At 34.7% G+C, this 13,887-nt stretch carries 14 protein-coding genes; 2 read left to right on the top strand and 12 right to left on the bottom strand.

All coding sequences use genetic code 11. From position 1 onward, the window contains the following. Nucleotides 1–110 precede the first annotated feature (110 nt). The 4 genes from K9N40_06985 to K9N40_06970 form a co-directional block, all read right to left on the bottom strand. Nucleotides 111–386: a hypothetical protein gene (locus K9N40_06985; protein MCF7814203.1), complete on the bottom strand. Its 276-nt coding sequence runs from the start codon at nt 384–386 to the stop codon at nt 111–113. Nucleotides 387–465: 79 nt separating this feature from the next. After that, nucleotides 466–1,014: a hypothetical protein gene (locus tag K9N40_06980; GenBank protein MCF7814202.1), complete on the bottom strand. Its 549-nt coding sequence runs from the start codon at nt 1,012–1,014 to the stop codon at nt 466–468. A gap of 540 nt (nt 1,015–1,554) precedes the next feature. Then, on the bottom strand, nt 1,555–2,037 hold the full coding sequence (locus K9N40_06975; protein ID MCF7814201.1) for a hypothetical protein: 483 nt from the start codon (nt 2,035–2,037) through the stop codon (nt 1,555–1,557). A gap of 160 nt (nt 2,038–2,197) precedes the next feature. Continuing rightward, nucleotides 2,198–2,701, bottom strand: a complete 504-nt coding sequence (locus K9N40_06970; protein ID MCF7814200.1) for a hypothetical protein — start codon at nt 2,699–2,701, stop codon at nt 2,198–2,200. A gap of 230 nt (nt 2,702–2,931) precedes the next feature. On the opposite strand from K9N40_06970, the gene K9N40_06965 reads away from it, so the two are divergent. Next, the gene (locus tag K9N40_06965; GenBank protein MCF7814199.1) at nt 2,932–3,258 is read left to right on the top strand and encodes a hypothetical protein; all 327 of its coding nucleotides are present in this window, start codon (nt 2,932–2,934) and stop codon (nt 3,256–3,258) included. A gap of 275 nt (nt 3,259–3,533) precedes the next feature. Here the strand turns inward: K9N40_06965 and K9N40_06960 are convergent, their stop codons facing one another. The 5 genes from K9N40_06960 to K9N40_06940 all read right to left on the bottom strand — a co-directional run bounded on the left by K9N40_06960 (nt 3,534) and on the right by K9N40_06940 (nt 7,671). Further along, nucleotides 3,534–4,424: a nucleotidyl transferase AbiEii/AbiGii toxin family protein gene (locus K9N40_06960; protein ID MCF7814198.1), complete on the bottom strand. Its 891-nt coding sequence runs from the start codon at nt 4,422–4,424 to the stop codon at nt 3,534–3,536. After that, on the bottom strand, nt 4,417–5,013 hold the full coding sequence (locus tag K9N40_06955; protein MCF7814197.1) for a hypothetical protein: 597 nt from the start codon (nt 5,011–5,013) through the stop codon (nt 4,417–4,419). The genes K9N40_06960 and K9N40_06955 overlap by 8 nt, the downstream gene beginning before the upstream one ends. A gap of 549 nt (nt 5,014–5,562) precedes the next feature. Then, a complete protein-coding gene (locus tag K9N40_06950; protein ID MCF7814196.1) occupies nt 5,563–5,949 on the bottom strand; it encodes a hypothetical protein in 387 nt (128 codons plus the stop codon). Nucleotides 5,950–5,958: 9 nt separating this feature from the next. Then, a complete protein-coding gene (locus K9N40_06945; protein MCF7814195.1) occupies nt 5,959–7,302 on the bottom strand; it encodes a hypothetical protein in 1,344 nt (447 codons plus the stop codon). A 3-nt stretch (nt 7,303–7,305) separates the two neighbouring features. Then, a complete protein-coding gene (locus tag K9N40_06940) occupies nt 7,306–7,671 on the bottom strand; it encodes a DUF2089 domain-containing protein (protein ID MCF7814194.1) in 366 nt (121 codons plus the stop codon). A gap of 224 nt (nt 7,672–7,895) precedes the next feature. Here K9N40_06940 and K9N40_06935 point away from each other — a divergent pair, with 224 nt between their 5' ends. Beyond that, nucleotides 7,896–10,049 carry a hypothetical protein gene (locus tag K9N40_06935; protein MCF7814193.1) on the top strand — a complete coding sequence of 718 codons (2,154 nt, stop codon included), beginning with the start codon at nt 7,896–7,898 and terminating at the stop codon, nt 10,047–10,049. Between the two features lie 158 nt (nt 10,050–10,207). On the opposite strand, the gene meaB is transcribed toward K9N40_06935, so the two are convergent. The 3 genes from meaB to lon form a co-directional block, all read right to left on the bottom strand. After that, entirely contained in the window at nt 10,208–11,149 is a 942-nt protein-coding gene (gene meaB, locus K9N40_06930) for a methylmalonyl Co-A mutase-associated GTPase MeaB (protein ID MCF7814192.1), read from the bottom strand. After that, the gene (locus tag K9N40_06925; GenBank protein MCF7814191.1) at nt 11,146–11,382 is read right to left on the bottom strand and encodes a DUF4911 domain-containing protein; all 237 of its coding nucleotides are present in this window, start codon (nt 11,380–11,382) and stop codon (nt 11,146–11,148) included. The genes meaB and K9N40_06925 overlap by 4 nt, the downstream gene beginning before the upstream one ends. A gap of 116 nt (nt 11,383–11,498) precedes the next feature. Continuing rightward, nucleotides 11,499–13,853 carry an endopeptidase La gene (gene lon / locus K9N40_06920; GenBank protein MCF7814190.1) on the bottom strand — a complete coding sequence of 785 codons (2,355 nt, stop codon included), beginning with the start codon at nt 13,851–13,853 and terminating at the stop codon, nt 11,499–11,501. Nucleotides 13,854–13,887 lie beyond the last annotated feature (34 nt).

Raw genomic sequence — 13,887 nt, 5'->3', positions numbered from 1 at the left:
TTCAGGCTGCTAAAGCAAAGGCAAGAGGATTTAAAACTTTTGATTGTTTTAAAACTATTATCTTCCTTTTACTCGGAAAACTTGATTTCAGGTTGATCAATAAATGCTATTTACCCATTTAAAACTAAAAAGAGCCCTTGATCAATCATATTTATAAATAACTTGTTAAACTTTGATTTCTTGATAAACTTTAAGGTGCTGAAAAAAGTAGAAACACCTTCAGAAGACATTATCAGTCCTTCGTCGATATTTTTTGAATCAGTCCAAACGGCTCCTTCGAACTTATATAAAGAAAATAATGCTAAGCCAGCGTTTGCTATTATATCTGTTAATTTCTGTATTAATCTATCATTTTTTTCTTTTTTTGTATCATTATTCTCTGGCATGTTCCCTCCCAATCATTAATTAATAGTTATTACTACAAATTGTGCTTAACAAATATTTATATATATAAATATATTTACTTCATTTTATTTCTTTTAATTTTCTTTTCCAATCACTCCATATCACATTTATTTTATCCGGTCCTGATTCTAATATAACCTCTATTTCAAATACTTCATCTATCATGTAATCTTCCACACTGTCAAAAAAATCCAATCCGAGATATTGTAGAAAAGTAACTACCCAACCTGCCAATCCGGATTCATATATAACAAGGCGAATTTTTACCCATTCATTTAGCGGAATCAAGGTCCCAGACTGTAGAGAGTTTCCTCCAGCTGCAATGTAACTGTCACCAAAATAAATGATAGACGAATTATCCAGATTGCGAAAATCGTAACCAATAGCACTTCCAGGACCATTTATTATTACTATGGCAGAACCTTGAAGTGTTTCCGGTATAAGCAACAAATCAACATTTCCCAGAAGACCAGATTGAGGACCTATTGAATAAACTTCATCTTGATTATTGTCTTGAACTGTAACTTCTGTAGTTTTTTGTTCGCTACAACTATTACAAAAAAAACAAATAAGGATAAGTAGACTAATAAAAAAAAATCCCCTTTTCATCTTTCCCTCAATAAAATTGAAATATAGAAATAACTTTAAATCGATTTTAATTATGTAGCTCCGCTTCAATTTCCAATAATACCGATTCAATTCGATTTAATTTTTACAACTTTGCAGATTTCAACTTTAGGGATTTTGTTGTCAAAGTTTTTTTAAAAAAATATTTTTCTTCTTAGATAAGATATTTTATTGTCCTTGAGATCTCATAGGGATTCTTTTTAAGTTATGAGTTTTTGGTTGTGAGCTGTTAGTTGGATTAATTGATTGAAGATTCTTACATCCTGTGGCTGATTTAAGTCAGATTTCGGACTCGACTTCATCCGCCTTCGTAAAACTACATCGAGACAGAAAAGAATAAAGTGAAACTGGAGTTGAGAACGAAAGTGTTAGTCATTGGTAAATTAATCGTTGGTCATTGGTAAACTTATATTCATTGATTAATTGATTTTTTATGAATAACTATTTATAAATTTACAGACAAAAATATCCCCCAAATTTCAAACGAAATTCGGGGGATTTTTAGTTTAATGATTAGATTAACTACTTTCTGAAATGATCTTCAATATCTTGTCTCTGCTTTTTCTTGAACTCGTAGAAACGTTTGATGTTAATGATTCTTGGTGCGTTAGCTTCCGGCAAGCCAGGTATAAAAACATAATTCCACACTTGGAATGCGTTAATTATGTAGTCTTTAAATTCCTGGATAGTTTTAGGTCCACATAACCTAATCTTGATCAGTTCTGTACTTGGGTAATTAACCAGATCCTGAAATGTTGCTATTTTTGCAATTTTACAAACTGAAGTTGCTCTTGGTGAAAAACTTTCTTCTTTAAAATCATAATTCAAGTAATGTCTATCCAGATCAATTTTGTTTTCTTCGCAATACTGATTATTGAAAAAAATCAAGCTGGATAGTAGATCGTAAACTTCCCGATCCCATCTGTGGTACAACTTATCCCAATCGATCAAATCACCTGGCTTGAGTCTGACCACCTCGATCACATTCTCGGTTCTTTTGTCCACTTTTTACCTCCTTGTAATGAACGTAATGCTCCTTAGGGCATTAGTTTTTTCGGCAGGTAAAAAAGTTTCTCTTAGCTCAATTTCTCCTTTAGCTATTAGTTAAAAAAAATCATCACTGATTTCCCCCTGATTTGGATTTAAATCAGGGGAAAATATCAGATTAAGCTACATCATCTCCTAGCCACTCTTTAATGTCTTTGCGAGTATTTTCCGAAAAATCAGTAAAAAGTTCATCATTTACGACCTTTAGAGACCTTCTACCTTTCAATCCGGGAATCCGTACATATCCAATAACTTGAATTGCTTTCATGATGTACTTTTTTAAATCTCTGATGGTTGCAAGTCCACACGATTTGATCTTGAAAAGCTCGATACTGGGATAATTAACAAGATCGTGCATCGTTTCAATTTTTGCTCTCTGACACACTCTTAAAGCTCTTAATGAAAGATCTTCTCTGGGACTTTCTTCCAGTTTCCAGTTCATGCTAAGTTTTTCCATATCGATGATATTTTCTTCGCAGTGTTGGTTGTGAAAGAAAGTAAGACTCATCAGGAAACCATACACTTCCCAGTTCATCCTCATCGAATAGAGATTGTCCCAATTGATCATTTCTTCTGGTTTAATTCTTACTAATTCAGCCACTTGTGAAATTCGCTTTTCCACTTCTATACCTCCTGTTTTTGAACGCAATACCCTTGGGCATTCGTTTTTAAGTGGTATAAAAGCTTTTCTTAGCTCAATTTCTCCTTCAACTCTAAGTAAGAGATTATCGTTTCATATTCGAGTTATGTGCACAAAATTTTTGATTGACTGATTCTGTAAAGGAAAAGTTTGCTATAAATATAGATTATAAGATTACTCATTTGAATGTGTTTTATTGGATGGAGGAAATTTTGAATATTGGATTAGCCAATCAAATTTACAATGAAATCAAAGACACGAAACTTCAGCATCTGCTTGATGACCTAATAGAATATGCAATTCGTTATTCCAGAATTCGCACAGATTATTATCTGCTTTCAGTCAAAGAAAAAATGGAAAAAGAATCAAGCCGAACATCTGCTCACAATGTATTTATTGACTGCTGCAATATTCTGAGCAGAAATATGCTGAAAAATGGCGAAGATAATTCCTGGAGGAAGAAATTGGGCACAGACAGGAAGGAGATTGGAGATTTTGCCTGTTATCTGCATTGCATTTTGGGGATCATGGCAAGGTAGAAAATGTAATAAAATTTGTATTTTAAGACATTTTTTTAATTGAGTGTGCTAAAAAATAAGGCTTAAAAATAACTATCGTTTCCACCACAATAGTCAAATAGAATGGTAAATGTTGGTTAATTGCGTTCAAATCAATCATTTTGAAACTGCTGTTTTTGTAACCAGATAATGTAACTGTTTACAAAACTATTACTTATACGGTTACATTTTGGTTACAGGAAGGTTACATTGCTGAATTTGAATCCAACCTGTTAACTGATTTGTAAATTTTTATTTTATTTAACATGATCATTACCTTTTGGTACAACTAATTTATCGTTTGTAATATTTTTGAAAAAATCCTCAGACCATAATTCTAACTTTCGAGGATCCTTCACAAAAGGAAGTACATCATTTTTAGCTTGGTCAAAATCAATTTTTGAAAATTTTTCTGTAAGTTTATTTCTCAACTTAGTTTCAGTCAATTCTTCATCGGTTTCTAAATGTCCACTTTGTTTCATTCGATATGAGAGGTGATGAATATCTAATTCAACATTTTTTGAAAGATACCAGATATAATCGTAAAAATCTCTTCCTTTGACACGACTTCTCCATCCTCGGCAAAGGACAGCATGAACTTTTCCGGCAAAAAGAGATGACAATGAATAAATTCTTACAGAGTAAGGTACTGGTTCAAGTTGAAATTTAACTTCATATTCTGCACCTGGAGGTGGATTTGTATCAACTTCCAGTTTGATCTTGATCTTTTCATTTGCATTAATTCCTTTAACTGGAATAGAAATCGACTCGATCTCCATAAGATTAATTATAGTACCGCCTTTAATAAATGCTGATTTCACTGCTGTATCAGCCTTCTTGTCTTTTTCTTCAACTTTCATATTCAAACCATAGGCACCCAGTTCATCCTGTACATACTTAGTATAATTCTTCAGTTTGAAATTCTGATCCGGTATTAACAAACTGAAATCGAGATCTTCTGAAAATCGGTCAAGTCCATGAAAGATGCGTAATGCAGTCCCCCCATAAAAAGCTGCTTTACTGAAGAATCCAGAACGGGACAAACCCAGTAAAGCGATTTCCTGGATTATTTCGTGTAGAACACGTTTGTTTTCCTGAATACTTTTTGGATTATACTTTTTGAACATTGATTCTATTGCACTATGCATAAATATTCCTCTTCAGCCAATCCAAAAATAGATTGCAGATCTTTCGCTCATATAAAGGCAGCAGAAAATTTAAAGAAACAGGATTCAAATTCTTCAAATCTTCAATTTCAATTCGCCAGTCTTCAAGCAACAATCCTTCAATCTGATTAATATTATCAATATCTCTAACTTTATAAAGCATATCAGAAAGTGACTTTTCAGGGCTGGCAATAATGTAATTCTGGTTATTTTCTTCTCTTATCATAGTATCATAAGGATATACTTTAGTTGGAATATAAAAATAATAAAAATTCCCTATAGATGTTTCAATAGATTTGTTTTTATTCTTACTAAAAGAAGCACATGTTACAGAAGGTGTCCGTTCAGGTATAAGCCCATAATGGGACATGGCACTCTGGAAAGAAACATAGGAAGGACCATAGATCAATGAAGAAAGGCTGAAAAGAGAATAATTCCTGTCATCCTTATCCAGGAAAATCCCCCTCTTCAATTGAATGATCTCATTATTTTTGATCATCCTGGTTATCTTTGCTTTTGGTGAACTATATTCATCTAGTTCCTGAATTAATTGCATATGAGTCTTTATCATCACACCTCCACTAAGTACAATTTTTAATACTTGCTGGAGATTGTCAATTATTTTGTTCATACTATAGATAATATATGATGTCAGATTCACTTGGTTTGTATGTTAACTCTTTAATATTGATAAATGTGTATAAGTTCTGTATACTGGAGAAGGGCTAAAAGATAAAATGAAAAGCTTAAAAACTGATTTGAATCAAATCCTCTGCAAGTGACTTTTATTGGCAGAAATATTGATTCATTTTTCTAGTGAAAAGTGGCTGTCGCCACTAGGACCCAGCGCAATAAAAAGTAAAAAAAACGTTGCATATTTGTTGCATACATCGATTTTCAATTACTTTAAATATCTAATATTTAGACACTTAACCATAATTGAAAATTGGCTGTTAACCACTAGGTCGGGGGTTCAAATCCCTCTTCAGGAGCCATAATAACCTCGGTTTCGACCGAGGTTTTTTCATTTTGAAGTTTTACTGAATATAAAAAAGCTCCCGTTTCCAGGAGCTTTTGTGGAACGTTTTCCTGGGCTGCTCATTACAGGTGATAATGATTTTTATTCCACTACAACTCTGATGATCACAGTTTTTCCTTCATCTTCCACTTCCATGTATAATAATTCTCCCATTTCACCGGAAGCTGCCATTTCCATTATTTCTTTCCAATTTATACTGGAAAGATCAATATTGGTTCCGCTGATATTAGTATCCAGTTTTCCATTTTTTGGAATAAAACTCATTCCGAATTTTGCTAACTTCAAAGGAATCGCGATATTAACTTTTGGTTTTTCAATGCCTTCCTGAATGATCTGGAAAATTAACTTTTTACCTTTTGTAGCAGGTTTCGCAGGAGCTGGATTTAAAGCTTCCAAAAGCTTCGCTGCTTCCTCTGCCGAAATTTTTTCTTCGGCTACCATCTCTAGTATTTTTCTTTTCTCATCCATCATCTGCTCCTATTCTTCCATCGCCTTGATAAGTCGTTCTGCTTCATCCACGCTGATTTTTCCTTCCTGCAGCATTTCCAATATTTTTCGGTTACTTCTCTTGTTCGATTCTCGCTGTTCCGAATCTGTAAGTTCTTCATCTTTCAGTTTATCTTTAACGTTGCTCACTACTGTCGTAATTGCTTCATTTGCTTTTTCCTTCAAATCATCCAGATTGAGATCGATCTTTACTTTACGGATTTCTTTGTTCACATCCTTCATAGCTTTATCAATATGTTTTTGAATTTTATCAGGATCGGGAAGCTTGATGTTGTTAAGCTTTTCCTTTGCCTTTTCCAATTTTAATTTAATTTTCTCGGTATCGATTTCAATATCTTCAGGAAGTCGGTCGATAACCGTATCAAAAATTTTGGTGAAATCTTCTGTATCAAAATCAAATTTCTTTCCCGATTGATTCAGCAGGTTGATGCTGCCAAAATGATTCTGGGCAATAATCTTTACATTTCCTGCACCTTTGTTTAGCTCAAGCTGATGTTTGTTTCCATTTTGAACACGTTCATAATCTCCAGGTAAACTAATGTGGAATCTTCCCATTTTATTCATAGCTTGGATTTTATACTCCAACTCTTCCGGAATTAGAAGTTGAATCTTTCCATTATTATTCTGGAAACTAAACTGTCCCTTTTCAATAGGTAAGAATTCATACATAATACTACCATTTATAGCAGATACTTCTGCGCTTTCAAAGCCTGATTGCAGGATGCGGACAGCGCCGTTTTCAGTTTCACTGGTTAAGCTTCCGATACACTTCTTCAATTTTATCGAGCCATTTTCAGTTTGAATTTTAAAAGGACCTTCACTCTCGACAGCGCGAACTGAACCATTTTCTGTGATCAAAGAAAAATCACCATTACAAGATTCTAAAATTATTGTTCCATTTTCCGATTGGCATTCCAATTTGCCATTCACATGATCTAACTTGATAGAACCATTTTCACTTTGGAGTTTATTTTCTCCCTGAATATTTCTTACTTTGAGTGAACCGTTCTCAGTTTTCGCACTCAAAGTACACACATGCGGAACATGCAGCTTGATCTTAGTTTTTTTACTTATTCGTATTTTGGAATCTTTGATCTTAATAGTTACAGAATTATCTTCTTCATTTGAATCTATATTCACAATATCTTCAATTGTCAATTCTTCGTTGGAAGGTGAGTGATATTCCAACTCCATATCCATTTGAATCAGATTTTCTTCCCAGCCAATTACTTTGACTGCAAAGTTTTCGGTTTCCAGATTTATTTTGGGATCGGGTTTTACATCGATTTTAGTCGTTGAATTCATAACTGGCATTTTTTACCTCCTTGCCTTGATAGCAGCAATTGCTTCTTCCACTGTCATTTTACCACTATCGATCTCTTTCAGAATGTCATCTGAAATCACTGGTTTTGTTTGTTTCTTTTTATCGCACAAAATTGAAGTTACTTCCGCTAATCTGTTTTTTACCGTAGGATAGGAAATCTTGAGAACTTTCTCAACTTCCTTGATATTTCCCTGGCAACAAATAAACGTTTTAACGAATTCCTGCTGGGTAGCAGTTAAAACTCCAAATTCACCAACTCCAAACCTGCCCTTTATGTGAGTATCACAATTTGAACAGTGATATTCCACGATATCCAGGTTGGAATTGCACACGGGACATTGTTTTAATCTTTTATTCATTTCAACCTCCATTTATATGGGCGAATATTTTTTGTTAATTAAATATGTCAATCAAAAAATCAATTTTATTAATATTTTGCTTAATAATATCAATTTCAATCTTTGTGAAAATCTTGTTCGTGCAACTTAACTGATTGACAGATAATATTATCTTCTCCCAAATTGTTAAGTAAATAATTTTGGAAATTTGAAAAAGATTGAAGAGTTGCTTTTGGGAGAAAATTATGAAATCAGAAAAATTTTTAATACTCATTTATTTATTTGTTTTTTGTTCTACAATGAATGCAACATTTCACAAAATTGGTCATTGCGATGGACCATATTGGGGTTTGGATATGGCTTTGAAAGATAATACACTATTAATTCCAGATGATGCAGGAATTCACATTATCGATATCGACGTACATACTAATCCAATCTACGTCGGTTGTTTAGAAATTCTCGATTCTTGTCGTGAAATTGAAATAGCTGGAGACATCGCTTATATAGCAAACAGATCTGATGGGCTTTTAGTTTTGGATGTTTCGAATCCACACTTACCACAGGTCATTGGTTCAATAGATACACCGGATTGTGCATTATCAATAGCTATAAGTAATTCAGTTGTGTATATTGCAGACAGACATTCCGGTTTACAAATAATTGATGTGAGTAATCCAAATTCACCGATGTTGTTAAGTAGTTATAATACTTCCAATGCAAATCATGTTGCAGTTTCCGATACCTTGGTTTTTGTTTCCAATTTTCTGGGAAATGTTCAAGTTTTCGATGTAAGCAATCCCGGCAATCCGACTTTAATAAACACTTTATATAGTAATTCTATTGAACAAATTAATGACATGAAGATCGATGGTTCTTTTGCCTATTTTGCAGCAGGTTCTTTTGGCTTGGAAATATATAATATTGAAAATCCTCTGGATATAAACTTGGAAACTGTTTACGATACACAATACGCAAATGGAATTTCCATAAAAGATGAAAAATTGTATCTTACCGAAGGTTATTCTGGTTTGCAAGTTTTGGATATAAGTAACCCTCTCTATCCAAATAAATTAGGTAAATTAGATTCTCCTGTTTGTGCTTCGTACGCAATCGTAAACCAGAATATTGCTTATATCGCCGATTTATATACTGGATTGGAAGTTTATGATATCAGCGATCCTGTTATCCCCGAGCAAATATCATCTGTCGATACACCACATTATGCATTATCCATGCAAATTAGAGATAATTTTGGTTATGTTGCCGACAATAATTCCTATCTGCAGATTATAGATTTTAATGATATAAATCAGATAAGTATTGCAAATTATTATGGAGTTTCCGGTTCGATAAAAGATTTGAAAATTATTAATGACACCTGCTATCTGGTTACAAGTAATAAACTTTACATTTTACGTCTAACTGATCCTACTCATCCCATAATTGAATCTCAAATCGATTTGGGATCCATCAATTATGCAGTCGATTATTTTAATCAACATGTTTTTATAGCAACAGGTTCTGGACTAGAAATTGTTAATGTAAGCAATTCTGCAATGCCTTATAAAGTAAGTGAGTGTAACACAAATAATATTGCTTTTGACCTCGTAGCAATTGGCCATTATGTTTATCTTGCTGTTAAAGAATCCGGATTGGTCATAGTCGATATTAATGACATCAGCAATCCTGTTTTAATACAACATTTCGGCACAAAAATCTATGCAACTGCATTGGCGAAGAAAAATAATATCATTTATCTTTCAGTAAAAAATGAAGGCATACATATCATCGATGTCTTTGATCCTGAAAATCCGATTTACTTAGATTGTTTATCAGGAAATCATGATGACTCTAAATTCTTCTCTGCTCCGTATTTATTTGACGATTTTCTTTTTTTTCAAGACAATTCATGGAATGAAATATTTATCTATGATGTTTTCGATCCTGATAACCCTATTCCGCTTAACTGTTTTCCCTGGAATATTTCTACAAACAGTTTTACTTTCTATAATGATTATCTGATCACGCTGAATAAGTATCATGGAATTCATGTTCTAGATCTGGAAAATATCACTTTTTCGAGTGAACAGGAAATCATTTCTCCAGAAATCCAACTCTCCAATTATCCCAATCCTTTCAATCCATCCACAACAATAGAATTCAGCATCGAACAAAACGAACAAGTTGAAATTATTATTTACAATCAAAAAGGTCAGAAGGTGAAATCTTTTAGTCATGCTGAGCTTGTCGAAGCATGTGGCATACCAAATAGTTATTCTGTCGTCTGGAATGGAAATGATGAAAACAATAAACCTGTTTCATCAGGAGTTTATTTTTATAAATTGAAAGTAGGAAACGAGACCAAAGCAGCCGGGAAGTGTTTATTGTTGAAATAATGCAAATCTTGTGAATGGTTGCAAACCTTGTGAATGGTTGCAAACCTTGTGAATGGTTGCAAACCTTGTGAATGGTTGTAAACCTTCGCAATGGTTTGTATTAAATAACCTTGAAAAGATTCAATCGTAAGAAAAGCCTTATAAATCTTTTCACGGTTTTATTTTACAACGTTTCCAATGAAATCATTCACCACCGAATAAACATCGGTTTTATTTTCGTAAACCTCATCAATGAGCTGTTTAAAATCAAAATTTTCTTTTAGAACGCTGCCTGCTTTCTGCAGAAGCTTATCATGAACGATCTGTTTCATTTCAAGTTCTAATCGCTTTTTCCGATTTTTTACAAAAAGATTATTTTCTTCCAGATATTTTCTGTGATTTTGAATTTCGGATAAAAGCCCTGTAATTCCTTTATCATCTTTGGCAATTACTTTACAGATTGGAGCCAATCGCTCTTTCGTTTCACCCAGATTCTGCAGCATTTCGATTTCCAGCATGATCCTTTCTACGCCGTCTTTATCTGCTTTATTCACCACAAAAATGTCAGCAATTTCCATGATACCTGCTTTTATCGCCTGAATTTCGTCACCCATTCCCGGAACTAAAACCAGAAGTGTTGTATCTACATTTTTCACAACTTCAATTTCCGACTGACCAACGCCGACCGTTTCGATAAAGATATAGTCACAACCGAAGGCATCCAGAATTTTAACGGCATCGGAAGTAGCAGATGAGATTCCACCCAGATGACCACGCGTTGCCATACTGCGAATAAAAACTCCATCATCTTCCGATAATTTCTGCAAACGAATCCTATCACCCAGAACTGCACCACCAGAAAATGGACTGGTCGGATCAACAGCGATCACGCCGACTTTTTTATCTTGTTTTCGTAATTCGCGTACCAGTTTATCAGTTAACGTGCTCTTACCTACGCCAGGCGAACCTGTAATTCCAGTTACATAAGCATTCCCCAAAGAAGGAGAAATTCTTTTGATGATCTCTTCATTCCGATCGGTATTTTCAACCATTGAAATCAAGCGAGCTGCAGATAAAGCATCACCTTTCAGTAATCCAGAGATGTATTTATCCAATTTCATTTTATCTGCCATTTTTCTAAAAAACGATAAAGCTGCCAGAAATCTTCCAGAAAATCGGGAACAACATCAACCTGCAAAACAGGCTTTTTGCGAACCGGAGTTGTATAATTGCTCCAGCCTTCGAACGATTCCAGAATAAAACCCAGATAAATACGTTCCTTATCGCTAACACCAATATTTATGCGAGTGCAGCCGTCTGACAATTTATGTTGATCGATGATTTTTATGTTCATAATTCTACAAAGTCATGCTGAGCAAGTTCAAGCATATGGCAGACCTTTATTGATCAAGCCGCAAGCTTCGATGAACTCAGGGTGACCAATCATTTTTCCCCTAATGAATGGGAGCTTCATTTTATCGCATAATCCAGGACTTCTTCCACTTTATGTACCAGGATAATATTCAAACCTTTTTTTATTTCATCCTGAATTTCCTTCAGGTTAGGTTCATTTTTTTGTGGAATGATAACATTTTTTATCCGAGCCCGTTTGGCAGCGATCAGCTTTTCTGCCAGGCCGCCAATTGGTAACACATTTCCGGAAAGAGTAATTTCACCTGTCATCGCTAAATCATGTTTTACTTTTTTACCGGAAAGTACAGATACAATTGCAGTTACCAAACCAACACCTGCTGATGGCCCATCTTTGGGAATGGCACCCTCTGGTATGTGGAGATGCAGATCACAATTTTTGTAGAAATCTTCATTTATCCCGTATTTTTTGGCGTGCAGTCTGGCATAACTGAAAGCAGCCTGGGCAGATTCCTGCATTACTTCACCAAGTTTTCCTGTCAGTTTCAGCTTTCCACTGCCTTTCACTTTTACAGCTTCTATCTGCAATGTTTCTCCACCGTATTGCGTCCAGGCCAAACCGGTAACAACTCCGGCTGCATCTTTCCGATTTACCTCGGAATATAAATGTTTAGGAATACCCAGATAATCTTCCAATTCAGCAGCTTTCACACTTACACGCTTCTTGGAATCACCTTCCACAAACTTCTTTACAACTTTTCGCAGAATCTTGGCAATCTGACGTTCCAGATTTCTCACTCCAGCTTCACGAGTGTATAGTTTGATGATCTTTTCGAGAGCTGTTTTTTGATACTTAATATTGAGTTTTCCTTTGAGGTCATGTTCTTTCAAGACTTTTGGTACCAGGTGTTTGGTAGCAATATTGATTTTTTCAAAAGCTGTGTAACCAGGCAATTCGATGACTTCCATCCTGTCGATAAGAGGTTGTGGTATGGAATTCAGAGTATTCGCAGTTGTAATGAATATAACCTGAGAAAGATCGTACTCAAAATCCAGATAATGATCGCGGAAAGTATCATTTTGTTCGGGATCTAAAACTTCTAAAAGTGCAGAAGCGGGATCACCGCGGAAATCTCGACTCATTTTATCAATCTCATCCATCATGATCAGCGGATTTCGAGTTTCGGCTTTTTTCATGCTTTGAATGATAACGCCCGGAAGTGCTCCCACATAAGTTCTGCGATGACCGCGAATCTCAGCTTCATCGCGAACTCCACCCAAACTGAGACGGACAAATTTACGATCCATAGCTCGGGCAATGGATTTTCCCAGCGATGTTTTTCCCACTCCGGGAGGTCCAACGAAACAGAGGATCTGACCTTTCACTTTTTTCGCCAGTTTGACCACAGCTAGGTATTCTAAAATGCGATCTTTCACTTTTTCCAAGCCATAATGATCTTCATCCAGAATTTTACGTGCAGTTTTTAGATTGAATTCCTTGTATTTCGGATCATCCCAGGGTAGATCAAGAATCCAGGTAAGATAGGTGTGGATTACCGAATACTCCGGCGAGAAATTATTCAACCGGGAAAATTTTTTAAGTTCATCTTCTGCTTTTTTGCGTGCATCCGGACTTAATTTGGCTTTTTTTATCTTTTCCTGAAAATCCAGAAGGTCAGTTTTTTCTTCTTTTGTAACTCCCAATTCTTTGTGAATCGCTTTCAATTGTTCAGTTAAGTAATATTCTCGTTGCAGCTTATTTAATCGGGTTTTAACAGTTCCATCGATCTTATTTTCCAGTTTCAGGATCTGGATTTCTTCTAACGTTTTCTTGTAAATTTTACTGATCGATTCAAAAAGATCATCGATCTCGAACATTTGCTGCTTTGTCTTGATATCCAAAATAATATTTGCCAGAGAATAATAGAAAAATTCTCTTGGATTGGTTGTATCATTTAAAGGCAAAAGAGCTTCTTCCGGAATCGATTTATTCAAATTAACATATTCTTGAAAAGATTTTTTAAAAGATCGGAAGAGAGCTTCCATCTCAATTTCTTTCTGAGAATCAGTTTTCGGAATTATATTGAAATATGCATTCAAATAATCGGAAGTGCGATAATATCGTTCAATTTTTACACGTTTATCACCTTCTACTAAAAGCCGCATATTACCATCGGGAAGTTTGAGATGTTGTAATACAGTACAGAGAGTTCCATATCGATAAAGATCTTTAGCTTTAGGGTCTTCATCATAATTGCTGGGTTGTTTCTGACTTACACAAATAATTTTGCGTTCCAAGGCAAGAGCTGCGTCTACTGCATTCAATGAATTTTTTCTTCCCACCAAAAGTGGTGATATTGTAAAAGGTAAGACCAGTGCATTCCTGAGCGGAACAACTGGTAGCAAACCGTAGTTTTTATCGTTTATAATAAAGCCTTTTTCTTTTTCAGCCATCTGACCTCCAAATAAATTTTAAATTTATTTTTGT

The sequence above is a fragment of the Candidatus Cloacimonadota bacterium genome (assembly GCA_021734245.1).
Lineage (GTDB): Bacteria > Cloacimonadota > Cloacimonadia > Cloacimonadales > TCS61 > B137-G9.
This window is presented reverse-complemented; position numbering and strand designations above follow the sequence as displayed.

Excerpts from the sequence above, each read along its gene's own strand:
- K9N40_06985 (MCF7814203.1), bottom strand. The coding sequence starts at position 386 with ATGCCAGAGAATAATGATACAAAAAAAGAAAAAAATGATAGATTAATA.
- K9N40_06980 (MCF7814202.1), bottom strand. The coding sequence starts at position 1,014 with ATGAAAAGGGGATTTTTTTTTATTAGTCTACTTATCCTTATTTGTTTT.
- K9N40_06960 (MCF7814198.1), bottom strand. The coding sequence starts at position 4,424 with ATGCATAGTGCAATAGAATCAATGTTCAAAAAGTATAATCCAAAAAGT.
- K9N40_06955 (MCF7814197.1), bottom strand. The coding sequence starts at position 5,013 with ATGATAAAGACTCATATGCAATTAATTCAGGAACTAGATGAATATAGT.
- K9N40_06950 (MCF7814196.1), bottom strand. The coding sequence starts at position 5,949 with ATGGATGAGAAAAGAAAAATACTAGAGATGGTAGCCGAAGAAAAAATT.
- K9N40_06945 (MCF7814195.1), bottom strand. The coding sequence starts at position 7,302 with ATGCCAGTTATGAATTCAACGACTAAAATCGATGTAAAACCCGATCCC.
- K9N40_06940 (MCF7814194.1), bottom strand. The coding sequence starts at position 7,671 with ATGAATAAAAGATTAAAACAATGTCCCGTGTGCAATTCCAACCTGGAT.
- K9N40_06935 (MCF7814193.1), top strand. The coding sequence starts at position 7,896 with ATGAAATCAGAAAAATTTTTAATACTCATTTATTTATTTGTTTTTTGT.
- meaB (MCF7814192.1), bottom strand. The coding sequence starts at position 11,149 with ATGAAATTGGATAAATACATCTCTGGATTACTGAAAGGTGATGCTTTA.
- K9N40_06925 (MCF7814191.1), bottom strand. The coding sequence starts at position 11,382 with ATGAACATAAAAATCATCGATCAACATAAATTGTCAGACGGCTGCACT.
- lon (MCF7814190.1), bottom strand. The coding sequence starts at position 13,853 with ATGGCTGAAAAAGAAAAAGGCTTTATTATAAACGATAAAAACTACGGT.